Genomic DNA, 25,693 nt, shown 5'->3' with positions numbered 1-25,693 from the left:
CGGAGCCTGGGGCATGCAGAATCTGGACTACTACGCCGTCATCCTGTTCGCGATTTCCACCTGCGTGACGCCGGGGCCGAACAACGTGATGCTGATGTCCTCCGGGGTCAACTTCGGCATCAGCCGCACCCTGCGCCACGTCGCGGGCATCAACATCGGCTTTCCACTGATGCTGATCGCGGTGGGGCTCGGCGCCGGCGCGGTATTCCATCGTTATCCCAGCCTGCACGACATCCTGCAGGTGGTCGGTGCCCTGTACATGCTGTACCTGGCCTATCGGATCGCCACCGCGCCCACGGTCGATCTCGACGACCAGGGCGGGCGCCCGCTGGGCTTTACCGGCGCGGCGCTGTTCCAGTGGGTCAACCCCAAGGCCTGGATCATGGCGGTGGGCGCGGTCCTGGCCTACACCACGCCGGTCGGTTCCTACAGTGCGCAGATCCTGCTGATCGCGTTGATCTTCTTTCTCTTCGGCTCGCCCTGTTCGATGGTCTGGGTGTTGTTCGGACGTTATTTGCGGCGCTTTCTCAGCGAGCCGAACCGGCTGCGGCTGTTCAATATTTCAATGAGTGTGTTGTTGGTGGTGTCGTTGATTCCGGCATTAAAAAGCCTGCCGGTCTCAAGTTGGTTGCACGGATGACGGACTGTGCACAGACACAGGGAATTTCCATGGATTGGCATGAAGCTATGAGGATGAGCGTTTAAATGGCTACTTACGTATTAGGGATTTCGGCGTTCTATCACGACAGCGCAGCAGCGCTGGTGAAGGACGGGGTGCCGGTGGCGGCGGCCCAGGAAGAGCGCTTCACGCGGGTGCGGCACGACGCGGCGTTTCCGGCCAATGCCATCAAGTACTGCCTGGACGCCGAGGGTATCGGCCTCGATGAGCTGACCGCGGTGGTCTACTACGAAGACCCGCAGGAAAAGTTCTCGCGGATGATTTCCTCCTTCGCCAGTGGCGGCATCAGCGGCGCGCGCACCTTCATCAGCACCATGCCGGAATGGATCCGCTGGAAGCTCAATGTGCTCAAGTTCATCGACGAGAAACTCGAGGAACTGGGACGTGGTACCGGCCCGCTCACCATCGCCTCGCAGCACCACCGTTCCCATGCCGCGGCGGCGTTTTTCCCGTCGCCGTTCGAGCAGGCGGCGGTGCTGTGCATCGACGGCATCGGCGAATGGCATTCGACCACGATCTGGAAGGGCGACGGTTCCAAGCTCGACCTGATGAACTCGATTTCCTATCCGCACTCGGTCGGCCTGTTCTACTCGGCGTTCACCTACTACTGCGGCTTCAAGGTCGACTCCGGCGAGTACAAGCTCATGGGCCTGGCACCCTACGGCCGTCCGATCTATGCCGACAAGATCCGTAAGGAACTGATCAACATCCGCGCCGACGGCTCCTTCACCCTGAACATGAAGTACTTCGAGTACCTGCGTGGCGAGCGCATGGTCGGCGAGGCGTTCGAGGATTTGTTCGGCGGTCCGGTGCGCAAGCCGGAGAGCCCGATCACCCAGCGCGAATGCGACCTGGCGGCCTCGGTACAGCAGGTGACCGAGGAAGTGGTGCTGGGGCTGGCCACCGCGGCCGTGCGGCAGACCGGTTACCGCAACCTGTGCCTGGCCGGTGGCGTGGCGCTCAACTGCGTGGCCAACGGTGTGCTCAGCCGTTCCGGACGTTTCGACGCGATCTGGATTCAACCCGCGGCCGGTGACGCCGGTTGTGCCCTGGGGGCGGCCATGGACTATTCGGTCAAGCGCACCGGGCGCCCGCACCTGGGCAGCAAGAAGCTCGACGCCATGAGCGGCAGCCTGTTGGGGCCGGGCTTTGGCGATGAAGAGATCCAGGCGTTTCTCGACGCCAACCAGTATCCGTACCGGCGCTTCGAGGGTGCCGAGCTGTATGACGAAACCGCGCGGCACCTGGCCGACGGCGCCGTGGTCGGCTGGTTCCAGGGGCGCATGGAGTTCGGCCCGCGAGCCCTGGGCGCGCGCTCGATCCTCGGCGATCCACGCAATCCCGAGATGCAGCGCACCATGAACCTGAAGATCAAGTACCGCGAATCCTTCCGGCCCTTTGCCCCGGCGGTGCTGGACGAGGACGCCCAGGTCTACTTCGACATCTGCGAGAAGAGCCCGTACATGTTGATGGTTTCGCAGGTCACCGACTCGATCAAGACCGAGGAATCGCGCAAGCCGGGTGGCCCCGAACGTGGCCTGGGCAGCATCAATTCGATCCGTTCGCAGTTGCCGGCGGTGACCCACGTCGACCTGTCGGCACGGGTGCAGACGGTGACCGAAGAAAACAACGCGCCATTCACTCATCTGCTGCGCAGCTTCAAGAAGCGCACCGGCTGCTCGGTGCTGGTCAACACCTCGTTCAACGTGCGCGGCGAGCCGATCGTGTGCAAGCCGGAAGAAGCCTACGCCTGCTTCATGCGCACCGAGATGGATGTGCTGGTACTGGGCAACTTCATTCTCGAGCGCACGACCCAGCCGGAGTTCGTCGAAGAGGTCGACTGGCGCAACGAGATTCCGCTGGACTGATCGCTCACTCACTTTTTATTCAGGAGACAAGGCCATGCTCAGGTTGCTTTCGTTGTTGATGTTCGCTGTGGTGTTGCTACCGATCGGCTGGGCGCGCCGGATTTTCAATTCGTCGCGCTTCAGCCAGCGTTTCCATCAAGGCTCGACGGCGTGGGACCACCCGGAAAACACCCGTTAGGCCGCATAACTGCAAGGGCTCGGATCCATGTCAACGGTCATCTACAAGAACTTGAATGCCTCACCGATTCTCGCCGTCAATGGCGCTGGGGTCTGGCTTGAGGATGCCTCGGGCAAACGCTACCTCGACACGTGCGGCGGGGTGGCCGTTTCCAGCCTGGGACATGGACACCCACGGATCGCCGCGGCCATCGAGCAGCAGGCGAAAAAGCTCAGTTGGGCCCATGCCGGCAGCTTCACCACGGCTGCCGCCGAGGAGTTGGCGGACCTGCTGGTGGGGGCCTCCGGCGGGTTGGCCAAGGCGCAGTTTCTCTCCGGCGGCTCCGAGGTCATGGAGCTGGCGATGAAAATTGCCTACCAGTATCAGTGCGAGCGCGGGCTGCCGGGCAAATCGATCTTTATCTCGCGGCAGCAGAGCTACCACGGCAGCACCCTGGGGACCTTGTCGATATCCGGCAACCTGCAGCGTCGCGGAGTATTCGAGCCGTTGCTGGGGGCCGCCGAATTCGTCTCGCCCTGTTATGCCTATCGCCATCAGGGCGCCGATGAAAGCGACGAGCAGTACGGGACGCGCCTGGCGCTGGAGCTGGACGAAAAAATCCGGGCGCTGGGCAGCGACAGGGTCGCGGCGTTTTTCGCCGAGACCGTGGTCGGCTCCACCAACGGCGCGGTGCCGCCGGTGCCGGGTTACTTCCGCAAGATCAAGGCGGTGTGCGAGCGCCACGACGTGCTGCTGATCCTCGACGAGGTGATGGCCGGCATGGGCCGTACCGGCAGGTTCTTCGCCTACGAAGACGACGGCATCGTGCCGGACATGGTCGCGGTCGGCAAAGGCCTGGCGGCCGGTTACCAGCCGATCTCGGCGTTGCTGGTCAGCAGCCAGGTGCACGAGGCCATGGCGGGCAACTCCGGGGTGCTGGGCAACGGCCAGACCCACGTCAACCATCCGCTGGCCTGCGCCGTTGCGCTGGAGGTGCAGCGGGTCATCGAGGACGAGAACCTGCTGCAGGCCGTGCGCCTGCGCGGCGAGCAACTGCGCCACGGCCTGCGCGAGTGCCTGGCGCGCTTCGAGCATGTCGGCGATGTGCGCGGGCGCGGGCTGTTCGTCGGCGTGGAGTTCGTTCAGGACCGGAATACCCGCGAGCCCTATCGCGGTGGTGGCCGTTACGCCGCGAGTCTCAAGACGCAGGCGCTGGAACAGGGGCTGCTGATTTATCCGGGCAGCGGAACCGCCGACGGTGTTCACGGTAACCACGTGCTGTTCGCGCCGCCGTTCATCTCCAGCGAGGCGGAAATCGCCGAAATGGTCGAGCGCTTCACGGCGGTGGTCGAGGCCTGCCAGCGGGGTTAGCGGGAGGGCGGACCGGGGGTGTTTTCAAAATGTACCAACAGCCAATAGTGGAAAAGACTATGCAGACCATCGAACCATGCAAGGACAAAGTTCTATTGTCGGTGTGCACCATGGACTGGTGCGATCACGGCGTTGAATTCGCCAAAACGGTTTTTTCCAACCTGGAAGTGTTCTGTTGGGACCCGGGCGACCCCTATCCGTATCACCTGGAAGACTGGGAAGGCGACTGGATCATTTCCTATCGTGGCGACTTCATCTTTCCGCCGAGCATCTATCAGAGGGCCCGTAAGGGCGCGATCAACCTGCACCCGGCGCCGCCCAAGTACCGCGGCCTGGGCAGCCAGCATTACGCGATCTACTACCAGGACGAAACCTACGGCTCGACCTGCCATCACCTGGCGCCCTCGGTGGACAGCGGCGACATCATCCATGTCGCGCGTTTCAACATCGCCCCGGCGGAAACCGCGTCTTCGCTGCGCCTGCATGTCGGCGCCTATTGCCTGCAGCAGTTCATCCACCTGTTGACCGACTACATCCTGCAAGGTCGTCCGCTGCCGGTTTCGCCCGAGCGCTGGGGCGAGCGGCTGTACAAGCAATCCGAACTCAAACCCTGGATGGAAAAGATCCGGGCCGAAGAACCCGATCATCGCTGCTTCAAGTAGCGAGGAGGGATGCCGGCCCGCGCGGGGCGGCATCCCGGTTGGTAAACCCTGCTCCCGCGACTTCTACGAGAGACCGTCAAATGTTTGATTTATCGAGCTTTGGTGCTGCTATGGCCGTTTATGTCATCGGAACCGCCAGCCCTGGCCCGGGTAACCTGGCGATTGCCAACACCTCGCTCAGCTACGGGCGTACCCCGGGGCTGGCGCTGGCGGCCGGGGTCATTTCCGGTTCGTTGTGCTGGGGCGCGATGACGGCCGCGGGCGTCTCGGCCTTGCTGATGTCCAACACCCAGGTCCTGGTCTGGCTGAAGATCCTCGGCGCCTGCTATCTGTTGTGGCTGGCCTACAAATCCATCCGCGGGGCCCTGAGCTCGAGTGCGGTCAACCTGAATCGCGCCCGGGCCAAACAGAGCCGCACGCTGGGGTTCTACCTGCAAGGGCTGGGCATCCACCTGACCAACCCCAAGGCGGCCCTGACCTGGTTCACCGTGACCACCGTCGGCCTCAGCGCCACGGCGCCATCCTGGGCCAGCTTCGTGCTGGTGGGCAGCTGTGCGGTCGCCGGTTTCGTGATTTTCTGCGCCTATGCCCTGGCCTTTTCCGCGCGTTCGGCGGAGCCGTTTTTCGTCCGCACGCGCAAGGCTTTCGGCTTGGTCTGCGGCGCGTTCTACGCGATGGTCGCCGCGGGCTTCATCGGGTCCTTGCTGTAAGCGTGGATAAGCCTCGCCCGTGGGTATCGCCGGGGCGAAAACAATGACTCAGGGCTCTGTTCGGAGCATGTACTTCTCAGGATGACTGTATGCCGTTGTCGATCGACTTGTTGTTGGCTTTCGCCTTGTTTGCCTTTGTCACCTCGGTAACCCCCGGACCGAACAACACCATGCTGCTGGCCTCGGGCGTGAATTTCGGATTCCGCCGCACGGTGCCGCATATCCTCGGGATCAGTTCGGGGTTCCTGGTGCTGGTGCTGGCCGTCGGCCTGGGCCTGGGCGCGGTGTTCGAGGCCTACCCGGTGCTGTACAAGGTGCTGCGCTACGTCGGTGCGGCCTATCTGCTGTACCTGGCCTGGAATATCGCCCGTTCCGGGCCGGTGTCCCAGGAAGTCGACGGCAAGGGCCGGCCGCTGGGGTTCTGGGGCGCCGCGGCGTTCCAGTGGGTCAACCCCAAGGCCTGGGTCATGGCGCTGGGGGCCATCAGCACCTACACGCCGTTGCAGGGCTACTTTTTCAACGTGGTGGTGATCGCCAGCCTGTTTGCCTTGATCAACGCGCCGAGCGTCGGGGTCTGGGCCGGGTTCGGCAGCGTCCTGCGCAATGTCCTGCGCGACCCGCGCTGGCTGCGCCTGTTCAACTACGGCATGGCGTTGCTGCTGGTGATTTCGCTATTCCCGCTGCTGCAAGCCTGAGGGGCTTTCGCAGGGCGTTATACCGCCACCCGCCGCCACCGGCGCGTGGCGTTTTTTTTTGCCTGCTTATTGCCCCGGGGTAACCGCCGCGACACCGGGTTCATGGCGAGTCAGGCGGCACCATTTGTGCCAGGTGAATTGCAGTTGCAGCAGCGCCGCCCTGGCCATTTCCAGATCCTGTTCCGGCAGTTGCGGCGCCTGTTCCAGGGCCTTGAGCAGGGCGACGGTCGGAACGTCCAGTCGATCGCTGCGGCGTGGTGTCGGTCCGCCTGACTTGAGCTGCGTGGCGATGCTCAGCAGGTAGTGCCCGCGTTCCATGGCCAGGGCGCCGGTCGCCGCGCCCAGGCTGGCGCGCAGTTGCAGCAGTTCGTCGCCCAGGTCGAGCCCGAGCAGGCCGTTGTCCCAGTGCTGGCGGCGTTCCTGGGGCAGGCTTTCGGAATAGCGCGCCAGGCGGATCAAGCGATCGGCCATGCGTCCGCCGAACCAGCTCTCGGCTTGCTCCAGCGGGCGCGAGGTGAGTTGCGCCAGGTCGAACAGCGAGGCGCGGAACATCCGCCGATAGTGATGTTCGCCGGGGTTGAGGCTGACCAGGCGGAACACCAGGACCGCGATGCCGACGCCAACCAGGGTGGCCATGGCCTTGTTGAGGAAGTTGGCCAGGTCGTAGGTCATCAGGTTGCCGGGGCCGACGTTGTTGATGAAAAAGATGCAGAACGCCGAGGCGATCGGCGCCATCCGCGGCTTGCTCATGCACGGCGAGGCGCAAAACAGCGGCACCCCCAGGCCCATGCACAGCAGCGGGAAACCGTCCCAGCCAGGCAGCAATCCCAGGCCGACGAAGCCGGCGACCGGCACCGACAGGGCGATGCCCTTGAGAAAGTTGAGGCTGGAGGCGCAAGGGTTTTCCCGGCCGGCGAACAGGCTCAGCACCACCCCGCAGATCGATACCGCGCCCAGGCCGGAAGGCCAGGCCGAGATTACCCAGAAGCCGGCCACGGCGAGAAACGCCAGGGCGCTGCGCACGCCGCCGAGAATGCCTTGCTCGATATCACGGTGCCAGGACAGGGCGCCAGGCGCGCCATGGGGCACTCGGGCTTGCTCGACGGCCTGCAGGGTTTGGGCACTGCGTTCGAGCAGCACCGGCACTTGTGCCAGTTGCATCAGGCACAGATGCGCGTCCTGAGGCAAACTGCGGTCCTGCAGCGCCTCTTGAAGGCTTGCCGAGACTTGGGCGATGTCTTGCTCGTGGCTGTGCTCCAGGGCCGTGGCCAGCTGTTCGATCAGGGGAGCCACGCTGGCATTCGCCGCGCTGTCGAGCATCAGCCGCTGGCGGGCCACGCCACGGGCGGCGCGCAGCAGGCTCAGCAAGTCGCGACTGAGCACCCGCAGGGCCTGTGAACGCCGCCGTCCCTGGGGGCCTTCGAACCAGGCGTGATCGCGCTGGGCATCGACCGCCACCAGCTTGCCGAGGGCTTCCAGCAGACCCTTGCGCTGGTCCTGGCCGATCAGTTCGGAGGCCGCGGCGCGTATGCCGGCTTGCCACGCGAGCTTGCCCTGGGTAGCCAACGCCTGTTCGACCCGGCGCGGCCAGAGCACGGTGCTGGCGATCGCCGCGCAGATGATCCCCAGGCTGATTTCCGAACAGCGGGCCACGGCCTGGTCGAACACCAGCAGTGGATGTGCGGTGGCGGGCAGGGCGACGATCGCCGCGGTGTAGCCGGCCAGTACGAAGCCGTAGGAGGCGTGATTGCGCAGCAGCGAGGCACCGGTAGTGCAGAAGGCCAGCCACAGCGCCATCGCCAGCAGAAACAGCAGGGGCGCCTGGCCGAACAGGCCGATCAGCACGATCGAGGCCACGGCCCCGCTAAAGGTGCCGAGCAGGCGGAAGGCACCTTTGGCCAGGACCATGCCGCTGCTGGGCTGGCTGACGATGAATACCGTGGTCAGGGCCCATTGCGGCTGCTCAAGGTTGAAGCGAAAGGCCAGGTACAAGGCAATGACCCCGGCGATCATGTTCCTGATGGCGAACAGCAGGTCATTGCGGCTGGGAGCCAGGACGGCCAACCAGAAATCGGGGATTCGCAGGGCGAGGCTTTTCATTGGCAAGGCACATAGATAGCTAGCTAATGATTAGCATCGTATCTACTTGCCTGGGAAATTCCAATGAGGATTTTTCCGGGGCCGGAGAAGGTACAGGTGGTGAGAGGAGGGGCGAAGAAAAGGGCCCTGCGCGGATGGCAGGGCCCTGGAGGAATCACTCGGCGATTTGCAGCTTGCGCGATTCGGTGTAGACGTAGCGGACTTTCTCGTATTCGAACGGCGAGTCCAGCTGGCCGTAGCGGAAGCCGGTTTGATAGCGCTTGTCGATAGCGCGCAGGACCCAGAGTTCCGGGTGATTCGAGCTGACCTCGGACACGTTGAGGAAGTTGATCGCTGATTCGGTGGTGTAATCCACGGCCAATCCGGCGGTATCGCGAAGGTTCGAGGGCCCGAGTATCGGCAGGACGAAATAGGCGCCGCCCGGCACGCCGTAGAAGCCCAGGGTCTGGCCGAAGTCTTCGCTCTGGCGTGGCAGGCCCATGCGGGTGGCGGGGTCCCAGAGACCGCCGATACCGAGGGTGGTGTTGACCAGCAGGCGGGCGGTGGTATTCAGCGAGCGCTGGCCCTTGAATTGCAGCAGGCTGTTGACCAGGTTCGGCACGTCGCCCAGGTTGTTGAAGAAGTTGCTCACACCGGTGCGCAGGAAGCTCGGGGTGATGTAGCGATAACCGTCGACCACCGGCAGGAACACCCACTGATCGAAGCGGTAGTTGAAGTGGTACACCCGACGGTTCCACGATTCCAGCGGGTCGTAGACGTTCAACGCATTGAGGCTTGAGCGCTCGAACTCGCGTTGGTCCAGGCCTGGGTTGAACTTGAGCCGCTTGAGCGGTTGGGTGAAGCCGTCCCCGTCCGCGACCACGGGTGTCGCGGTCTGGCCGTCGTCGGCATTGGCATAGCCTGCGCAGAACAACGCAGCGATGAGCAGGAGATGTTTAGCCACGGAAGAACTCCAGCATGGCGTCGCTGTTGACGCGGTAGTTGAGGTTGCCGCAATGGCCGCCATGGGGGTAGACCGTCAGCCGGTCGCCAAAGGTCTTGCGCAGGAACCCCAGGTCGCCCGGGCCGAGGATCACGTCGTCGGCGTTGTGCATCACGGCGATTTTCGGACTGTCCTGCAGGTAATCCTTGAGTGCGTACAGGCTCACCTGGTCGATCAGTTGCAGCACGCTGCCGCCGTCGGTGCGGGCGCGCCACATCGGAATCACCTGCTCGGTGAGGTAGCAGTCGAAGTCGCATTGCAGGGCGCGCTTGAGGAACGGCGTGAGGTTGGTGCCTTCGCTGATCGGGTACTTGGGCGGGGTGATCAGGCCGCGGCGATTGATCAGGTCCGAGGTGAACGCGATGTCGGCGGCGGAGAAGCGGAACGAGGTGCCGATCAGCATCGCCATCTGCTCGTTGCTCAGGTGCTGCTTGGACTGCTGGAAGTCGTAGAGCAGGGCATCGTTGAGGTCGATGTAGCCCTTCTGCTGGAAGTAGCGGGTCAACTTGTTCAGTACCAGCTCGTAGAAGGTGGTGGTGTTATTGATGCCCTTGACCTCGGTCTGCACCAGCTTGTCGAGGTTGGTGATGGAGGTATAGAGGTTGACCGGCGGGTTGAGCAGCAGGACTTTCTTGAAGTTGAAGCTGCGTCGGGTTTCGTCCAGCTTGCTGACGAAGGCCGCATTCAGGGCACCGAGGCTGTAGCCGGTGAGGTAGAAGTCGGTGACCGGCAGTTTCGGGTTCTGCGCGCGCACCGCCTGCATCACGCGGTATAGGTCTTCGGCATCTTCCTTGGTCACGCCGGGGGTGGCGAACCGCGAGGCGGCGCTGATGAAGTCGAAGCTGGTGGGCGAGGACAGCTGCACCACATGGTAGCCGGCCTGGTAATAGAGCTTCTTCAGGTACTCGTTGAGGCTGCTGTCATAGCGCGCGCCGGTGCCGGCGATGAGGAAGATCAGCGGCGCGGCATGGTCCTGCTCGGCGATGCGGTAGGTGAGCTTCTTCACGGCCCAGAAGTTGTCCGGCAGGATGAACTCGCGCTCGGGGCGCAAGGTCAGGCTGCGGTCCGCCTGATTGATGTCGTCGTTACTCGGCAGCTTCGGACGCAGGTCCGGTGGAGTGGTGGCAATGGTCGCCTCGAATGGATTGGTCAAGGGGTAGCCATAGCTGGCGGCATCGATGTCGACCGCGAGCGCGGACGCACTCGAAATAAGGCCGCCAAACAGGGCAGCGAAGCGCAAGGAACGGAGCATGACTAAATCCCTGTAGAGGAAGGTGCCGGGTGAAGTTCGCAGGCTATGACCACCGGGTTGCTGCCGAAGTGCCATGGCTCGGCACAAAAAACGATCAAGGCAGGGCAAGGCCGGATCGGCGGTAATAGTCGCCAGACGATACACTTTGCCGCTGTTTGCTGAACAGCTATCTATGTAACAAGCTTGCTTACCGGCCTCGGGCGATTATGCTGGGCGCCGTTTTCGTTTATCGGAGTGCTTCATGTCCCGCCGTCTTCCCCTGATTCTGCTGCTTGTTGTTCTGCCGTTGTGGCTGGCCGCCAGTTATGGCGTGCGCTACGGCTTCATGGAGGACGCTCGATGGGTCGGCGTCTGTGTCGACGAGGCCAGCCGCTGGGAGTGCCAGGCGCGTTCCAGCCTGGGGTTGCTGATCCACTTCAAGGTCATGGGCTGGGCGGCGCTGGCGGCGTCCCTGATCGCCTTCGTGGTGCCGGGCCGTTCTGGCTGGGGCCTGGCGGTGCTGGCGCTGCTGTTCGGCTTTCCGGCGCTGGCGCTCTACAACACCAGCCTGGCGGTGTTTGCCATCGTCATCGGCGCCTTGCGACTGGTAAGGGCGCCTCGCGCGGTGGCGTGAGGCGAATCGCCGGTAATAAAAAAGGGATGACCATGGTCATCCCTTTTTTCTGTCAGGCTTTGCGAGCCCGCAAGCTGCGCCACAGGGCGGCGACCATCAGCACGCTGACCAAGGCCCAGCCCCAGGCCTGTTGGTTTTCCAGGCCTTCGCGATACAGCTGGGGGGCGATGCCGGCGCCGACGATAAAGGTCAGCAGGGCGATTTCGCGACGCGGCACCCGCACCGGGCGGCACAGGTAGACCAGGGCCGGCAGGAGCAGGGCGGCGCTGGGGAAGCTGCGATAACGCGGCTCGAACACCAGCTCCAGCATCATCACCGCGGCGGCGAAACCGGCGGCGGCGAGCAGCCAGCCGGCACGTTTTTCCAGGCCGTTGAAAGCGTGCTGGCGCCAGCCGGCGCGGGTGCTCAGGCTCAGTGCCGCGTGGGCCAGTACCAGCAGGTTCAGGGCCAGTAGCAGGCCCGCCCAGAACCATTCCCCGGCAAAGCGGCTGGTGACCCGCGCCAGCTCGCCCCAGGCGCCGATGGAGCAGGCGGCCAGGGCGCCAAGCAGGGGCAGGACCAGAGCCGCACGAGTGCCGCGGACCCGGCCACCGAGAATCAGCGTGGCAACGAAGATCACCCCGCCCACGCCCAGCCACAATGGCCAGTAAGGCAGGTTCGACACCGGCCCGGCGAGTACGCCCTTGTCCTGGCGATCGGCATCGAACAGCCCCCAGTAACCGCCGACCGCACCTTCGCTGGCGCGCTTCCACGGCTGGTCGAAGGCTTCGATCAGGTTGTAATGCCAGCCATTCTGTTCGGCCATGACCACAAAACCACGGATGAACTTGGCCTCGTTGACCCGGCTCGGCAGGGCGGTTTCACGCTGGCGGCCTTCGCTGGGCCAGCCGGTCTCGCCAATCATCACGTCCTTGGGCGCGAACTTGTTGCCGAACACCTGGCGCACCTGCGCCACATGGTTCAGCGCGGCATCGATGTTGGACGGATCGTCTTCCCAGTAGGGCAGCAGGTGGATGGTCAGGAAGTCCACCGCCGGCGCGATTTCCGGGTGCTTGAGCCAGAACTCCCAGACGTCCGCGTAAGTGACCGGCTGCTTGACGTGAGCCTTGACCTTGTTAATCAGCCTGGCCAGTTGCGGGCCGGTGACTTCCTTGCGCAGCAGGGCTTCGTTGCCGACGATCACCGAGCTCACCACGTCCGGGTTGGCATTGGCCGAGGCGATCAGCAGGTCGACCTCTTTTTCGGTATCCACCGGGTTGCTGTTGACCCAGGCGCCGATCATTAGCTTCAGGCCGTGCTTGCGCGCCAGGTCCGGCAGGGCTTCGAGGCCGGTCATGGAGTAGGTGCGGATGCACTCGAAGCGGGTCGCCAGCAGCGCCAGGTCGGCGTCCATGCGCTCCGGGCGCAACTTGAACGGCTGGTCGAAGGGCGACTGGTCCTTGTCGAACGGGGTGTAGGACGCGCATTGCAGCTTATGGCTGGCGCTGGCGACATCCGGCAGCACCACCGGCTGGCCGAGGCCGTACCAGAAACCGCAGAGCGCGAAGACTCCCAGCAGGCAGGCGAATAGATAGGGCAGGAGCGGGAAACGGGCAATCGAGGGCATGGTCAGGCCGTCAGGAAACAAAGCCGGGCATCTTACCCGGATTTACCGCTGCTCAGGTGGCCTGCATGATTTTGACATGCAAAGTTCGGGCGGGATTGGGCGGCTGTTTTGGGCATGCCCTGATTACTGGCGAACTGGTGTCGCTGCTGAATGTCTTGAGGTCGCAGTCAGAGCAGGTCGCCTTTGGCGTCAGGTTGATGATCGACGCGTCAGGGCTCTCATAGGGCAATCGCGCTGATGTTCGAGCAAGTTGGTGGGGCGTGATGAGGGCGCTGTGCACCATAACAACAGGTTGACGCGGCTCGGCATCCGTCGGGCGCAGCACTTTCGGGGAAGTAACGATGAAGATGCGACGACTCTTGGGCGCAGGTGCCGGTCTGGTACTTGCGATCAGCTCTACCCTGGCCAGCGCCGACAGCAAAACCCTGAGCATCGGCTATGTCGACGGTTGGTCGGACAGTGTGGCGACCACCTATGTAGCGTCTGAGGTGATCAAGCAGAAACTCGGTTATGACGTGAAGTTGCAGGCGGTGGCGACCGGGATCATGTGGCAGGGCGTGGCCACCGGCAAGCTGGACGCCATGCTGTCGGCCTGGCTGCCGGTGACCCACGGCGAATACTGGACCAAGAACAAGGACAAGGTGGTCGACTACGGCCCCAACTTCAAGGACGCGAAAATCGGCCTGATCGTGCCGGAGTACGTCAAGGCCAAGAGCATTGCCGATCTGAAGGGTGATACCACCTTCAAGAACAAGATTGTCGGTATCGATGCCGGCTCGGGCGTGATGCTCAAGACCGACCAGGCCATCAAGGACTACGGTCTGGACTACAAACTGCAAGCCAGCTCGGGCGCGGCAATGATTGCCGAGTTGACCCGCGCCGAAGAGAAGAACGAATCCATCGCGGTCACCGGCTGGGTGCCGCACTGGATGTTCGCCAAGTGGAAGCTGCGCTTCCTCGACGATCCGAAAGGTGTTTACGGTGCCGCTGAAACCGTCAACAGCATCGGCAGCAAAGGTCTGGAGAAGAAAGCGCCGGAGGTTGCGGCCTTCCTGAAGAAGTTCCAGTGGGCTTCCAAGGATGAAATCGGTGAGGTGATGCTGGCAATTCAAGAGGGCGCCAAGCCGGAAGCAGCGGCCAAGGACTGGGTGGCCAAGCACCCTGAGCGCGTTGCCGAATGGACCGCTAACTGACCGGGAAGCGTCTACGTCGCAGGTCTCGAGGCCGCCGGGTGTTCGCACCCGGCGGCCTTTTGTTTTGCCCGGCGCAAAAGCCCGTGTCAGGGGTACTGTCGTTCTAATACTAAGGTCGTCTGGAATCGGCTCCAGAGCTGCATAGAGTGGACTACGTTCCAACTAAAATCTGTGCTGCGAGGATAAAAACAATGAACGACAGCATTTACCTCTCGATCCAAAACAGCTCGCGTTTCAAGGAGCTGGTCAGCAAGCGCGAACGATTCGCCTGGATACTGTCGGCGATCATGCTCGGGCTTTATTCGGGCTTCATCCTGCTGATTGCCTACGGACCCCATGTGCTGGGGGCAAAACTCAGTCCTGAATCATCCATCACCTGGGGCATTCCCATTGGTGTCGGGTTGATTGTCGCGGCCTTTGTCCTGACCGGTATCTACGTGCGACGCGCCAACGGCGAATTCGACGACCTGAACAATGCGATTCTCAAGGAGGCTCAGCAATGATCCGGCGTCTATTGGCTTTTTTTAGCGTCGCGGCCTTTGCTCCAAGTCTCTGGGCGGCCGATGCCCTGACCGGCGAAGTGCATAAACAACCCCTCAATGTCTCTGCGATCATCATGTTCGTGCTGTTCGTCGGGGCCACCCTGTGCATCACCTACTGGGCCTCCAAGCGCAACAAGTCGGCGGCCGACTACTATGCCGCGGGCGGCAAGATCACCGGTTTCCAGAACGGCCTGGCGATTGCCGGCGACTACATGTCGGCAGCGTCCTTCCTGGGGATTTCCGCCCTGGTGTTCACCTCCGGCTACGATGGCTTGATCTATTCGATCGGCTTCCTGGTGGGCTGGCCGATCATTCTGTTCCTGATCGCCGAGCGCCTGCGCAACCTGGGCAAGTACACCTTCGCCGACGTGGCGTCCTATCGCCTCGGACAGACCCAGATCCGCTCGCTGTCGGCCTGCGGCTCGCTGGTGGTGGTGGCGTTCTACCTGATCGCGCAAATGGTCGGTGCCGGCAAGCTGATCCAGCTGCTGTTCGGCCTCGATTACCATGTGGCGGTGATCCTGGTGGGTATCCTGATGGTGCTGTACGTGCTGTTCGGCGGCATGCTGGCGACCACCTGGGTACAGATCATCAAGGCGGTCCTGCTGCTGTCCGGTGCCTCGTTCATGGCGTTGATGGTCATGAAGCATGTCAACTTCGACTTCAACATGCTGTTCTCCGAAGCCATCAAGGTTCACCCCAAAGGTGAAGCGATCATGAGCCCGGGCGGCCTGGTGAAGGATCCGATCTCGGCGTTCTCCCTGGGCCTGGCGCTGATGTTCGGTACCGCCGGCCTGCCGCACATCCTGATGCGCTTCTTCACCGTGAGCGACGCCAAGGAAGCGCGCAAGAGCGTGCTGTATGCCACCGGCTTCATCGGCTACTTCTACATCCTGACCTTCATCATCGGTTTTGGCGCGATCCTTTTGGTCAGCACCAACCCGGCGTTCAAGGACGCGGCGGGCGCTCTGCTCGGCGGCAACAACATGGCGGCGGTGCACCTGGCCAATGCCGTGGGCGGCAGCGTGTTCCTCGGCTTCATCTCGGCGGTGGCCTTCGCCACTATCCTGGCGGTGGTGGCTGGCCTGACCCTGGCCGGTGCCTCGGCGGTTTCCCACGACCTGTACGCCAGCGTGATCAAGAAGGGCAAGGCCAACGAGAAGGATGAGATCCGCGTCTCGAAGATCACCACCGTGTGCCTGGGTATGCTGGCGATTGCCCTGGGCATCCTGTTCGAGAGCCAGAACATCGCGTTCATGGTCGGCCTGGCGTTCTCCATCGCGGCGAGCTGCAACTTCCCGGTACTGCTGCTTTCCATGTACTGGAAGAAGCTCACCACCCGCGGCGCCATGATTGGCGGCTGGCTGGGCCTGGTCAGTGCCGTGGGCCTGATGGTCCTCGGCCCGACCATCTGGGTGCAGATCATGGGGCATGAAAAAGCCATCTTCCCTTACGAGTACCCGGCGCTGTTCTCGATGATCATTGCCTTTATCGGGATCTGGTTCTTCTCCATCACCGACAAGTCCACTGCGGCTGACAATGAGCGGGCGCTGTTCTTCCCGCAATTCGTGCGTTCGCAGACTGGCTTGGGAGCCAGCGGGGCGGTATCGCACTAAGGCTTCTATATATAAGCTGCGTTAAACCCCAATGCCCCTCTCGAAAGACAGGGGCATTTTTATTGGCGTCGCCCTTTGTAGCCGCTGGCGCAGCCTGCGATCGAGTGCGTAGCACTCGCAAGCTCGTTCAGCGTGAGAGTGATGTGGCGTTGGCATTCCACATCCGCTGTGCGGCCGAATGCAGGCAGCTACAGGGTAATGGCGGGGGAGGGGAGTACAAACAAATACGGCCTCTATAAAGAGGCCGTATCCGCTGCAGTCAAGACGTTAGCGCAAGGCAACAGGTCTTACTTGCGATCTTCCAGCTTGGTGATGTCGCGCGACTCGTAGCCGGTGTATAGCTGGCGAGGACGGCCGATCTTGTAAGGGCTGGAGAGCATTTCTTTCCAGTGCGAGATCCAGCCGACGGTACGCGCCAGGGCGAAGATCACGGTGAACATGCTGGTCGGAATGCCGATGGCCTTGAGGATGATCCCCGAGTAGAAGTCGACGTTCGGGTACAGCGAGCGCTCGATGAAGTACGGGTCGGTCAGGGCGATCTCTTCCAGGCGCATGGCCAGTTCGAGCTGCGGATCGTTGGTGATGCCCAGTTCCTTCAACACTTCGTCGCAGGTCTGCTTCATGACGGTGGCGCGCGGGTCGCGGTTCTTGTAGACGCGGTGACCGAAGCCCATCAGCTTGAACGGATCGTTCTTGTCCTTGGCCTTGGCGATGAACTTGTCGATGTTCGAGACATCGCCAATTTCGTCGAGCATGGTCAGTACTGCTTCGTTGGCGCCGCCGTGAGCCGGGCCCCAGAGTGCAGCGATACCGGCAGCGATACAGGCGAACGGGTTGGCGCCCGAGGAGCCCGCCAGGCGTACGGTGGAGGTCGATGCGTTCTGCTCGTGGTCGGCATGGAGGATGAAGATCCGGTCCATTGCCTTGGCCAGCACCGGGCTGATCGGTTTGATCTCGCACGGGGTGTTGAACATCATGTGCAGGAAGTTTTCCGCGTACGACAGGTCGTTGCGCGGGTACATCATGGGTTGGCCCATGGAGTACTTGTAAACCATCGCGGCCAGGGTCGGCATCTTGGCAACCAGGCGGATCGCGGAGATTTCGCGATGCTGCGGGTTATTGATGTCCAGGGAGTCGTGGTAGAAGGCAGAGAGGGCGCCGACTACGCCGCACATGACCGCCATCGGGTGGGCGTCGCGACGGAAGCCGTTGAAGAAGGTCTTCAACTGCTCGTGAACCATGGTGTGGTTCTTCACGTTGCCGACGAACTGGGCCTTCTGTTCTGCGGTCGGCAATTCGCCGTTGAGCAGCAGGTAGCAGGTTTCCAGGTAGTCCGACTTTTCAGCCAACTGTTCGATCGGGTAGCCGCGGTGCAACAGAATGCCGTTGTCGCCGTCGATATAGGTGATTTTCGACTCGCAGGAGGCGGTCGACATGAAACCCGGGTCAAAGGTGAAGCGGCCCGTGGCCGTCAAGCCCCGAACATCGATTACATCGGGACCAACGGTGCCGGTTAAAATGGGCAGCTCGACGGGGGCTGCGCCCTCGATGATCAACTGCGCTTTTTTGTCAGCCATGTGGCCTCCTATTTATGCTTGAAATCATCAGACAGACCCCCCACGCAGGGCCCGCACCACTATAGTGAGATAAATCCGAATGTCAATTTGCCTAAAGTCTTGCCCCAGAAGGCTTTAACCGGACTTTTTCCTCGAAATTCCCCGCCATTTACGCCTTTTATCCGCCTAACGCAATGAGCTATTAGGGGAAGGTGATTGCGTTGTCATTAGTAGCCTAACTGTCTATACTCGGCCACCGACCGCCATGGGCTTTCGGGCCCGGTTTGATGGGGGTCGTCACTCCCTGGGTGGTGGGTACCTGACCAGTGCACTCCCCAACAACTTTGCCCTGATTGTTAGGGGCTCTTCAGTGTGAAAAAAGCCGTGAATAGCCAACGACCTGTAAACCTAGACCTAAGGACCATCAAACTCCCAGTCACTGCTTACACGTCCATCCTTCACCGTATTTCCGGTGTCATCCTCTTTGTGAGCCTTGCCATCATGCTTTATGCATTGGACAAGTCGCTCAGCTCCGAGGAAGGCTTCGGCGAGGTGAAAGCGTGTCTGACCAGTCCGCTAGCCAAGCTAGTGATTTGGGGCATCCTGTCCGCCTTGCTGTATCACTTGGTTGCCGGTGTGCGCCATTTGATCATGGACATGGGCATCGGTGAGACGCTGGAAGGCGGCAAGCTGGGCTCTAAAATCGTTATCGCCGTATCCGTGGTGGTAATCGTTCTGGCAGGAGTTTGGATATGGTAACTAACGTCACGAACCTGTCGCGTTCGGGCCTCTATGACTGGATGGCACAACGTGTGTCTGCGGTCGTTCTCGCGGCTTATTTCATCTTCCTGATCGGATACCTCGTTGCGAACCCGGGCCTTGGCTACGAGCAATGGCACGCACTGTTCTCCAACAACTGGATGCGTATCTTCAGCCTGCTGGCCATGGTTGCTCTGGGCGCTCACGCCTGGGTCGGCATGTGGACCATTTCGACCGACTACCTGACGCCGATAGCGCTGGGCAAGTCGGCGACTGCAGTACGTTTCCTTTTCCAGGCAGTATGCGGCGTTGCAATGTTCGCCTACTTCGTCTGGGGTGTGCAGATTCTCTGGGGTATCTGATTCATGGCTAACATTCCAACGATTTCTTTCGACGCCATCATCATTGGTGGCGGCGGTGCCGGCATGCGTGCCGCATTGCAGCTGGCCCAGGGCGGCCACAAGACTGCAGTGATCACCAAGGTGTTCCCGACCCGCTCGCATACTGTGTCGGCCCAGGGCGGCATCACCTGCGCCATCGCGTCGGCCGACCCGAACGATGACTGGCGCTGGCACATGTACGATACCGTCAAGGGTTCCGACTATATCGGTGACCAGGACGCTATCGAATACATGTGTCAGGAAGGCCCGGCCGCGGTTTTCGAGCTGGACCACATGGGGCTGCCGTTCTCCCGCACCGAAACCGGTCGTATCTACCAGCGTCCTTTCGGCGGTCAGTCCAAGGATTACGGTAAAGGCGGCCAGGCTGCCCGTACCTGCGCAGCTTCCGACCGTACCGGTCACGCGCTGCTGCACACCCTTTATCAGGGCAACCTGAAAGCCGGCACCACCTTCCTGAACGAGTACTACGCCGTTGACCTGGTGAAGAACCAGGACGGCGCGTTCGTCGGTGTGATCGCGATCTGCATCGAAACCGGCGAAACCACCTACATCCGCGCGAAAGCCACCGTATTGGCGACCGGCGGTGCAGGGCGTATCTATGCATCCACCACCAACGCCCTGATCAACACCGGTGACGGTGTCGGCATGGCGCTGCGTGCCGGCGTGCCGGTACAAGACATCGAAATGTGGCAGTTCCACCCGACCGGCATCGCCGGCGCCGGTGTACTGGTTACCGAAGGTTGCCGTGGTGAAGGCGGCTACCTGATCAACAAGCACGGCGAGCGTTTCATGGAGCGTTATGCTCCGAACGCCAAGGACCTTGCCGGTCGTGACGTTGTTGCCCGTTCGATGGTTAAGGAAATCATCGCCGGCAACGGTTGCGGCCCGAATGGCGACCACGTGATGCTCAAGCTCGACCACCTAGGCGAGGAAGTGTTGCACAGCCGTCTGCCAGGTATCTGCGAACTGTCCAAGACTTTCGCTCACGTTGACCCGGTGGTTGCTCCGGTTCCGGTTGTTCCGACTTGCCACTATATGATGGGCGGCGTTGCCACCAACATTCATGGTCAGGCGATCACCCAGAACGCCGAAGGCAACGACGAAATCATCCCTGGCCTGTTCGCAGTGGGTGAAGTGGCTTGCGTATCGGTTCACGGTGCCAATCGTCTGGGCGGCAACTCGCTGCTCGACCTGGTGGTATTCGGCCGCGCTGCCGGCCTGCACCTGGAAAAAGCGCTGACCGACGGTATCGAATACGACGACGCCACCGACGCCGACATCAATGCGGCCCTGGCACGTCTGTCCGCCCTCAACGAGCGTACCGACGGCGAAGACGTGGCTACCCTGCGTCGCGAGCTGCAAAGCTGCATGCAGAACTACTTCGGCGTATTCCGCACCGGCGAATACATGCAGAAGGGCATCGCCCAGCTGGCCGAGCTGCGTACTCGCATCGCCAACGTCAAGATCAACGACAAGTCGCAGGCGTTCAACACCGCACGTATCGAAGCACTGGAACTGCAGAACCTGCTGGAAGTGGCCGAAGCCACTGCCATCGCTGCCGAAGTGCGTAAAGAGTCCCGCGGCGCCCACGCCCGTGAAGACTTCGAAGACCGCGACGACGAAAACTGGCTGTGCCACACCCTGTACTTCCCGGGTGAGAAGCGCGTTGCCAAGCGTGCCGTTAACTTCTCGCCGAAGACTGTTCCGACTTTTGAACCAAAAGTCCGGACTTACTAAAGGGTGATCGATATGTTGCAAGTCGAAGTTTATCGTTACAACCCTGACACCGACTCCGCGCCGAAAACCCAGGTTTTCCAGGTCGACACCGGTGGCAAGGATCTGATGGTGCTGGACGTACTGGCGCTGATCAAAGAGCAGGACGAAGGTTTCTCCTATCGTCGCTCCTGCCGTGAAGGCGTTTGCGGTTCCGATGGCATGAACATCAACGGCAAGAACGGCCTGGCGTGCATCACGCCGCTGTCTGCCGTGGTGAAGAACAACAAGCTGGTTGTTCGTCCGCTGCCAGGTTTGCCGGTTATCCGTGACCTGGTCGTCGATATGAGCATCTTCTACAAGCAATACGAGAAGGTGAAGCCATTCCTGCAGAACGACACGCCGGCTCCGGCCATCGAACGTCTGCAGTCCCCTGAAGAGCGCGAAAAGCTCGATGGTCTGTACGAGTGCATCCTGTGTGCTTGCTGCTCGACTTCCTGCCCGTCCTTCTGGTGGAACCCGGACAAGTTCCTGGGTCCAGCTGCCCTGCTGCAAGCCTATCGCTTCCTGGCAGACAGCCGCGACACCAAGACGTCCGAGCGCCTGGCTTCGCTGGATGATCCGTTCAGCGTATTCCGCTGCCGCGGCATCATGAACTGCGTCAACGTTTGTCCGAAAGGCCTGAACCCGACTAAGGCCATCGGTCACATACGTAACATGCTGCTCTCGAGCGGCGTGTGATTCAGCTGCTGTAACCCAGTTGTTGTAAAGGCAGGACCGCTGTACCCGTAGAGGCTACGGCGCAGGCTTCAACCGGCGCCGTAGTTTTAAGCTGAGCAGCAGCTCACAAAGTTGCCGCTCGTATTTTGAAGAAATGAGACAAGCAGGGGCATCCGGGCTGGTACCCGGACTATCAGCGTGATCCTAAGTGGCTTGTTTTGGTCGCTGCACTCGGACTTTTGCAAGTTTGCTCGGTGTCTTCGCCGGTGGTGTTCCCCTAACCGAGGGTGACCAAGCATGCAAGAAAGCGTGATGCAGCGCATGTGGAACAGCGCCTACCTATCCGGTAGTAACGCTGCCTATGTGGAAGAGCTCTACGAGCTCTACCTGCACGACCCTAACGCTGTGCCAGAAGAGTGGCGCACTTACTTCCAGAAGTTGCCTACCGACGGCAGCACTGCCATTGATGTTTCGCACTCGACAATCCGCGATCATTTCGTGTTGCTGGCAAAGAACCAGCGCCGCGCCCAGCCGGTATCCGCCGGTAGCGTGAGCAGCGAGCACGAGAAGAAGCAAGTTGAAGTGCTGCGATTGATCCAGGCCTACCGTATGCGTGGCCACCAGGCAGCCCAGCTTGACCCGCTGGGGCTGTGGCAGCGTCCTGCACCTGCAGACCTGTCAATCAATCATTACGGCTTGACCAATGCCGATCTTGATACGACCTTCCGTGCCGGCGACCTGTTCATCGGCAAAGAGGAAGCGAGCCTACGCGAAATTCACGAAGCGTTGCAGCAGACATATTGCCGCACCATCGGCGCTGAATTTACGCATATCACCGATTCCGAGCAGCGCCAGTGGTTCCAGCAGCGTCTGGAAAGCGTACGCGGCCGTCCGACCTACTCCACGGATATCAAGGGTCATCTGCTCGAGCGCGTCACCGCAGCTGAAGGCCTCGAAAAATACCTGGGCACCAAGTACCCGGGCACCAAGCGTTTCGGCCTGGAAGGTGGCGAGAGCCTGATCCCGATGCTCGACGAGCTGATCCAGCGTTCCGGTTCCTACGGGACCAAGGAAGTTGTGATCGGCATGGCCCACCGTGGTCGCCTCAACGTCTTGGTCAACACCTTCGGCAAGAACCCGCGCGAGCTGTTCGACGAGTTCGAAGGCAAGAAGAAGGTCGAGCTGGGCTCCGGTGACGTGAAATACCACCAGGGCTTCTCGTCCAACGTGATGACCACCGGCGGTGAAGTTCACCTGGCCATGGCCTTCAACCCGTCCCACCTGGAGATCGTTTCGCCAGTGGTCGAGGGTTCGGTGCGCGCCCGTCAGGATCGCCGCAACGACCAGACCGGTGACAAGGTTCTGCCAATCTCCATCCACGGTGACGCTGCATTCGCAGGTCAGGGCGTGGTGATGGAAACCTTCCAGATGTCGCAGACCCGCGGTTTCAAGACCGGCGGTACCGTGCACATCGTGATCAACAACCAGGTCGGTTTCACCATCAGCAACCCGCTGGACTCGCGTTCCACCGAGTACGCCACCGACGTCGCGAAAATGATCCAGGCGCCGATCCTCCATGTGAATGGTGATGATCCGGAAGCCGTATTGTTCGTGACCCAGCTGGCCATTGACTACCGCATGCAGTACAAGCGCGATGTGGTGATCGACCTGGTCTGCTACCGTCGTCGCGGCCACAACGAAGCGGACGAGCCAAGCGGCACCCAGCCTCTGATGTACCAGCAGATCGCCAAGCAGCGCACCACCCGTGAGCTGTATGCCGATCGTCTGGTCCAGGCCAACGTGCTCGACGCCGAGCGTGTTCAGGCGAAAGTCGATGAATACCGCAACGCGCTGGACAACGGCCTGCACGTCGTGAAGAGCCTGGTCAAAGAGCCGAACAAAGAGCTGTTCGTGGACTGGCGTCCATATCTGGGCCACGCCTGGACTGCGCGTCATGACACCACCTTCGATCTGAAGACCCTGCAGGAACTGTCCGCCAAGCTGCTGGAGCTGCCGGAAGGCTTCGTGGTTCAGCGCCAGGTCGCGAAGATCTACGAAGACCGTCAGAAGATGCAAGCCGGCGGCCTGCCGATCAACTGGGGTTATGCCGAAACCATGGCATACGCGACCCTGGCGTTCGAAGGTCACCCGATCCGCATGACCGGCCAAGATATTGGTCGCGGTACGTTCTCGCACCGTCATGCGGTCCTGCACAACCAGAAAGACGCCAGCACCTACATTCCGCTGCAGCACCTGTACGACGGCCAGCCACGTTTCGATCTGTACGATTCGTTCCTGTCCGAAGAAGCCGTGCTGGCGTTCGAATACGGTTACTCGACCACCACGCCAAACGCGCTGGTGATCTGGGAAGCCCAGTTCGGCGACTTCGCCAACGGTGCCCAGGTGGTGATCGACCAGTTCATCACCAGTGGCGAGCACAAGTGGGGTCGTCTCTGCGGCCTGACCATGCTGCTGCCGCACGGTTATGAAGGTCAGGGTCCGGAGCACTCTTCGGCTCGTCTGGAGCGTTACCTGCAGCTGTGCGCCGAGCACAACATCCAGGTCTGCATGCCGACCACCCCGGCCCAGATCTACCACCTGCTGCGTCGTCAGGTGATTCGCCCGCTGCGCAAGCCGCTGGTGGTCCTGACTCCGAAGTCGCTGCTGCGTCACAAACTGGCCATCTCGACCCTGGAAGATCTGGCGGAAGGTTCGTTCCAGACCGTTATTCCGGAAATCGATGCCCAGGATCCAAAAGACGTGAATCGTCTGATTCTGTGCAGCGGCAAGGTCTACTACGACCTGCTGGAAAAACGCCGTGCCGAAGGCCGCGACGACATCGCCGTCGTGCGTATCGAGCAGCTGTACCCATTCCCTGAGGACGACTTGAACGAAGTCCTGGCTCCGTACACCAACCTCAAGCATGTCGTTTGGTGTCAGGAAGAGCCGATGAACCAGGGTGCCTGGTACTGCAGCCAGCACCACATGCGCCGCATCGTTGGCAATCACGACAAGTCGCTCGTACTCGAGTACGCGGGCCGTGAAGCCTCTGCTGCACCGGCATGCGGTTACGCGTCGATGCACGCCGAGCAGCAGGAAAAACTGCTGCAAGATGCTTTCACTGTTTAACGCCTTCGCGCACCTGAAACCGAATTTAAGGAACCACAGATAATGGCTATCGAGATCAAAGCCCCCACTTTCCCGGAATCGGTTGCCGATGGCACCGTTGCCACCTGGCATAAAAAGCCGGGCGACGCCGTCAAGCGCGACGAGCTGATCGTCGACATCGAAACCGACAAGGTCGTGCTGGAAGTTCTGGCCACCGCTGACGGCGTGCTGGGCGCTATCGTCAAGAACGAAGGCGACACCGTTCTGTCCGACGAAGTCCTGGGCTCCATCGCTGAAGGCGCTGCCGCCGCTGCTGCTCCAGCCGCTGCTCCAGCCGCTGCCGCACCGGCTGCCGCCCAGGCCGCAGCGCCTGCCGCCGAAGGCGAAGACGATCCAATCGCTGCTCCTGCCGCGCGCAAGCTGGCTGAAGAGAACGGCATCAACATCGCTTCCGTTGCCGGTACCGGCAAGGGCGGCCGCGTGACCAAGGAAGACGTGGTTGCCGCCGTTGCTGCCAAGAAAGCCGCTCCGGCTGCCGCGCCTGCCAAGGCCGCAGCTCCTGCCGCCGCTGCTCCGGTATTCGCTGCTGGCGACCGCGTCGAGAAGCGCGTTCCGATGACCCGCCTGCGTGCCAAGGTTGCCGAGCGTCTGGTCGAAGCCCAGTCGAACATGGCGATGCTGACCACGTTCAACGAAGTCGACATGACCGAAGTCATGGCCCTGCGTTCGAAGTACAAGGATCTGTTCGAGAAGTCCCACAACGGCGTACGCCTGGGCTTCATGTCGTTCTTCGTCAAGGCTGCTACCGAAGCGCTGAAGCGCTTCCCTGCGGTCAACGCCTCGATCGACGGCTCCGACATCGTTTACCACGGCTACGCCGACATCGGTGTTGCCGTGTCCAGCGACCGCGGCCTGGTGGTTCCGGTTCTGCGTAACGCCGAACTGATGAGCCTGGCTGAAATCGAAGGCGGCATCGCCACCTTCGGCAAGAAAGCCCGTGACGGCAAACTGTCGATGGAAGAGATGACCGGCGGTACTTTCACCATCACCAACGGTGGTACTTTCGGTTCGATGATGTCGACTCCGATCGTCAACCCGCCACAAGCGGCGATCCTGGGCATGCACAACATTCTGCAGCGCCCTATGGCGATCAACGGTCAGGTGGTTATCCGTCCGATGATGTACCTGGCTCTGTCCTACGATCACCGTTTGATCGACGGCAAAGAAGCAGTGACCTTCCTGGTTACCATCAAGAACCTGCTGGAAGACCCGGCTCGTCTGCTGCTGGATATCTGATTTCGTAGCATGGGCCGATCAGCGATGATCGGCCTTTCGCCGAAACGAACAGCTTCGTCCCACGACGGCCTCCACAAGAGGCCGTCCGGTTTGA

22 protein-coding genes are annotated in these 25,693 nt (G+C 61.5%); 17 read left to right on the top strand and 5 right to left on the bottom strand.

Going from position 1 to position 25,693, the window contains the following annotated elements; all coding sequences use genetic code 11:
• Positions 1-13: 13 nt before the first annotated feature.
• The 7 genes from CRO75_RS03240 (at position 14) to CRO75_RS03215 (ending at position 6,142) form a co-directional block, all read left to right on the top strand.
• A complete protein-coding gene (locus CRO75_RS03240; protein WP_007931461.1) occupies positions 14-640 on the top strand; it encodes a LysE family translocator in 627 nt (208 codons plus the stop codon).
• 65 nt (positions 641-705) lie between these two features.
• Complete coding sequence (locus tag CRO75_RS03235) at positions 706-2,547, top strand: carbamoyltransferase (RefSeq protein WP_097134422.1); 1,842 nt, start codon at positions 706-708, stop codon at positions 2,545-2,547.
• 34 nt (positions 2,548-2,581) lie between these two features.
• Positions 2,582-2,725: a hypothetical protein gene (locus CRO75_RS32955; RefSeq protein ID WP_007931463.1), complete on the top strand. Its 144-nt coding sequence runs from the start codon at positions 2,582-2,584 to the stop codon at positions 2,723-2,725.
• Between the two features lie 27 nt (positions 2,726-2,752).
• Entirely contained in the window at positions 2,753-4,075 is a 1,323-nt protein-coding gene (locus tag CRO75_RS03230) for an aspartate aminotransferase family protein (RefSeq protein WP_097134421.1), read from the top strand.
• A gap of 59 nt (positions 4,076-4,134) precedes the next feature.
• Complete coding sequence (locus CRO75_RS03225; RefSeq protein ID WP_007931465.1) at positions 4,135-4,737, top strand: formyltransferase family protein; 603 nt, start codon at positions 4,135-4,137, stop codon at positions 4,735-4,737.
• An 80-nt stretch (positions 4,738-4,817) separates the two neighbouring features.
• Positions 4,818-5,447, top strand: a complete 630-nt coding sequence (locus CRO75_RS03220) for a LysE family translocator (protein ID WP_007931466.1) — start codon at positions 4,818-4,820, stop codon at positions 5,445-5,447.
• Between the two features lie 89 nt (positions 5,448-5,536).
• Positions 5,537-6,142, top strand: a complete 606-nt coding sequence (locus CRO75_RS03215) for a LysE family translocator (protein WP_009042782.1) — start codon at positions 5,537-5,539, stop codon at positions 6,140-6,142.
• A 66-nt stretch (positions 6,143-6,208) separates the two neighbouring features.
• Here the strand turns inward: CRO75_RS03215 and CRO75_RS03210 are convergent, their stop codons facing one another.
• The 3 genes from CRO75_RS03210 to CRO75_RS03200 all read right to left on the bottom strand — a co-directional run bounded on the left by CRO75_RS03210 (position 6,209) and on the right by CRO75_RS03200 (position 10,476).
• Positions 6,209-8,242: an FUSC family protein gene (locus CRO75_RS03210; RefSeq protein WP_097134420.1), complete on the bottom strand. Its 2,034-nt coding sequence runs from the start codon at positions 8,240-8,242 to the stop codon at positions 6,209-6,211.
• Between the two features lie 154 nt (positions 8,243-8,396).
• Positions 8,397-9,185, bottom strand: coding sequence for a VacJ family lipoprotein (locus tag CRO75_RS03205; protein WP_062823221.1), 789 nt, complete (start codon positions 9,183-9,185; stop codon positions 8,397-8,399).
• Complete coding sequence (locus CRO75_RS03200; protein WP_062823220.1) at positions 9,178-10,476, bottom strand: serine/threonine protein kinase; 1,299 nt, start codon at positions 10,474-10,476, stop codon at positions 9,178-9,180. Before CRO75_RS03200 ends, CRO75_RS03205 begins: the two co-directional genes overlap by 8 nt.
• A 241-nt stretch (positions 10,477-10,717) precedes the next feature.
• On the opposite strand from CRO75_RS03200, the gene CRO75_RS03195 reads away from it, so the two are divergent.
• Complete coding sequence (locus CRO75_RS03195; protein ID WP_009042785.1) at positions 10,718-11,089, top strand: hypothetical protein; 372 nt, start codon at positions 10,718-10,720, stop codon at positions 11,087-11,089.
• 52 nt (positions 11,090-11,141) lie between these two features.
• Here the strand turns inward: CRO75_RS03195 and CRO75_RS03190 are convergent, their stop codons facing one another.
• Entirely contained in the window at positions 11,142-12,695 is a 1,554-nt protein-coding gene (locus CRO75_RS03190) for a beta (1-6) glucans synthase (RefSeq protein WP_097134550.1), read from the bottom strand.
• Between the two features lie 341 nt (positions 12,696-13,036).
• Between CRO75_RS03190 and CRO75_RS03185 the strand changes: the two genes are divergently transcribed.
• The 3 genes from CRO75_RS03185 to CRO75_RS03175 all read left to right on the top strand — a co-directional run bounded on the left by CRO75_RS03185 (position 13,037) and on the right by CRO75_RS03175 (position 16,046).
• A complete protein-coding gene (locus CRO75_RS03185) occupies positions 13,037-13,888 on the top strand; it encodes a glycine betaine ABC transporter substrate-binding protein (RefSeq protein ID WP_007931479.1) in 852 nt (283 codons plus the stop codon).
• Positions 13,889-14,079: 191 nt separating this feature from the next.
• A complete protein-coding gene (locus CRO75_RS03180; protein ID WP_009042787.1) occupies positions 14,080-14,391 on the top strand; it encodes a DUF485 domain-containing protein in 312 nt (103 codons plus the stop codon).
• The gene (locus tag CRO75_RS03175) at positions 14,388-16,046 is read left to right on the top strand and encodes a cation acetate symporter (protein WP_097134419.1); all 1,659 of its coding nucleotides are present in this window, start codon (positions 14,388-14,390) and stop codon (positions 16,044-16,046) included. The genes CRO75_RS03180 and CRO75_RS03175 overlap by 4 nt, the downstream gene beginning before the upstream one ends.
• A 287-nt stretch (positions 16,047-16,333) precedes the next feature.
• On the opposite strand, the gene gltA is transcribed toward CRO75_RS03175, so the two are convergent.
• Positions 16,334-17,623: a citrate synthase gene (gltA, locus tag CRO75_RS03170; RefSeq protein WP_007931493.1), complete on the bottom strand. Its 1,290-nt coding sequence runs from the start codon at positions 17,621-17,623 to the stop codon at positions 16,334-16,336.
• Positions 17,624-17,974: 351 nt separating this feature from the next.
• On the opposite strand from gltA, the gene sdhC reads away from it, so the two are divergent.
• From sdhC to odhB, 6 genes are all read left to right on the top strand, one after another.
• The gene (gene sdhC / locus CRO75_RS03165) at positions 17,975-18,361 is read left to right on the top strand and encodes a succinate dehydrogenase, cytochrome b556 subunit (protein ID WP_169915034.1); all 387 of its coding nucleotides are present in this window, start codon (positions 17,975-17,977) and stop codon (positions 18,359-18,361) included.
• Positions 18,355-18,723, top strand: coding sequence for a succinate dehydrogenase, hydrophobic membrane anchor protein (gene sdhD / locus CRO75_RS03160; RefSeq protein WP_097134418.1), 369 nt, complete (start codon positions 18,355-18,357; stop codon positions 18,721-18,723). Before sdhC ends, sdhD begins: the two co-directional genes overlap by 7 nt.
• Before the next feature lie 3 nt (positions 18,724-18,726).
• On the top strand, positions 18,727-20,499 hold the full coding sequence (gene sdhA / locus CRO75_RS03155) for a succinate dehydrogenase flavoprotein subunit (RefSeq protein WP_007931499.1): 1,773 nt from the start codon (positions 18,727-18,729) through the stop codon (positions 20,497-20,499).
• Positions 20,500-20,511: 12 nt separating this feature from the next.
• Entirely contained in the window at positions 20,512-21,216 is a 705-nt protein-coding gene (locus CRO75_RS03150; RefSeq protein ID WP_007931501.1) for a succinate dehydrogenase iron-sulfur subunit, read from the top strand.
• A 276-nt stretch (positions 21,217-21,492) separates the two neighbouring features.
• Positions 21,493-24,324: a 2-oxoglutarate dehydrogenase E1 component gene (locus CRO75_RS03145; RefSeq protein WP_097134417.1), complete on the top strand. Its 2,832-nt coding sequence runs from the start codon at positions 21,493-21,495 to the stop codon at positions 24,322-24,324.
• 42 nt (positions 24,325-24,366) lie between these two features.
• The gene (gene odhB / locus CRO75_RS03140; RefSeq protein ID WP_097134416.1) at positions 24,367-25,599 is read left to right on the top strand and encodes a 2-oxoglutarate dehydrogenase complex dihydrolipoyllysine-residue succinyltransferase; all 1,233 of its coding nucleotides are present in this window, start codon (positions 24,367-24,369) and stop codon (positions 25,597-25,599) included.
• Positions 25,600-25,693 lie beyond the last annotated feature (94 nt).

The sequence above is a fragment of the Pseudomonas sp. LAMO17WK12:I10 genome, assembly GCF_900215185.1.
In the GTDB taxonomy this organism is placed as follows: domain Bacteria; phylum Pseudomonadota; class Gammaproteobacteria; order Pseudomonadales; family Pseudomonadaceae; genus Aquipseudomonas; species Aquipseudomonas chlororaphis.
Note: the sequence above shows the minus strand (reverse complement) of the source record. Positions and strands in the feature narration are given on the sequence as shown.

Excerpts from the sequence above, each read along its gene's own strand:
- CRO75_RS03240 (WP_007931461.1), top strand. The coding sequence starts at position 14 with ATGCAGAATCTGGACTACTACGCCGTCATCCTGTTCGCGATTTCCACC.
- CRO75_RS03235 (WP_097134422.1), top strand. The coding sequence starts at position 706 with ATGGCTACTTACGTATTAGGGATTTCGGCGTTCTATCACGACAGCGCA.
- CRO75_RS32955 (WP_007931463.1), top strand. The coding sequence starts at position 2,582 with ATGCTCAGGTTGCTTTCGTTGTTGATGTTCGCTGTGGTGTTGCTACCG.
- CRO75_RS03230 (WP_097134421.1), top strand. The coding sequence starts at position 2,753 with ATGTCAACGGTCATCTACAAGAACTTGAATGCCTCACCGATTCTCGCC.
- CRO75_RS03225 (WP_007931465.1), top strand. The coding sequence starts at position 4,135 with ATGCAGACCATCGAACCATGCAAGGACAAAGTTCTATTGTCGGTGTGC.
- CRO75_RS03220 (WP_007931466.1), top strand. The coding sequence starts at position 4,818 with ATGTTTGATTTATCGAGCTTTGGTGCTGCTATGGCCGTTTATGTCATC.
- CRO75_RS03215 (WP_009042782.1), top strand. The coding sequence starts at position 5,537 with ATGCCGTTGTCGATCGACTTGTTGTTGGCTTTCGCCTTGTTTGCCTTT.
- CRO75_RS03210 (WP_097134420.1), bottom strand. The coding sequence starts at position 8,242 with ATGAAAAGCCTCGCCCTGCGAATCCCCGATTTCTGGTTGGCCGTCCTG.
- CRO75_RS03200 (WP_062823220.1), bottom strand. The coding sequence starts at position 10,476 with ATGCTCCGTTCCTTGCGCTTCGCTGCCCTGTTTGGCGGCCTTATTTCG.
- CRO75_RS03195 (WP_009042785.1), top strand. The coding sequence starts at position 10,718 with ATGTCCCGCCGTCTTCCCCTGATTCTGCTGCTTGTTGTTCTGCCGTTG.
- CRO75_RS03190 (WP_097134550.1), bottom strand. The coding sequence starts at position 12,695 with ATGCCCTCGATTGCCCGTTTCCCGCTCCTGCCCTATCTATTCGCCTGC.
- CRO75_RS03185 (WP_007931479.1), top strand. The coding sequence starts at position 13,037 with ATGAAGATGCGACGACTCTTGGGCGCAGGTGCCGGTCTGGTACTTGCG.
- CRO75_RS03180 (WP_009042787.1), top strand. The coding sequence starts at position 14,080 with ATGAACGACAGCATTTACCTCTCGATCCAAAACAGCTCGCGTTTCAAG.
- CRO75_RS03175 (WP_097134419.1), top strand. The coding sequence starts at position 14,388 with ATGATCCGGCGTCTATTGGCTTTTTTTAGCGTCGCGGCCTTTGCTCCA.
- gltA (WP_007931493.1), bottom strand. The coding sequence starts at position 17,623 with ATGGCTGACAAAAAAGCGCAGTTGATCATCGAGGGCGCAGCCCCCGTC.
- sdhD (WP_097134418.1), top strand. The coding sequence starts at position 18,355 with ATGGTAACTAACGTCACGAACCTGTCGCGTTCGGGCCTCTATGACTGG.
- sdhA (WP_007931499.1), top strand. The coding sequence starts at position 18,727 with ATGGCTAACATTCCAACGATTTCTTTCGACGCCATCATCATTGGTGGC.
- CRO75_RS03150 (WP_007931501.1), top strand. The coding sequence starts at position 20,512 with ATGTTGCAAGTCGAAGTTTATCGTTACAACCCTGACACCGACTCCGCG.
- CRO75_RS03145 (WP_097134417.1), top strand. The coding sequence starts at position 21,493 with ATGCAAGAAAGCGTGATGCAGCGCATGTGGAACAGCGCCTACCTATCC.
- odhB (WP_097134416.1), top strand. The coding sequence starts at position 24,367 with ATGGCTATCGAGATCAAAGCCCCCACTTTCCCGGAATCGGTTGCCGAT.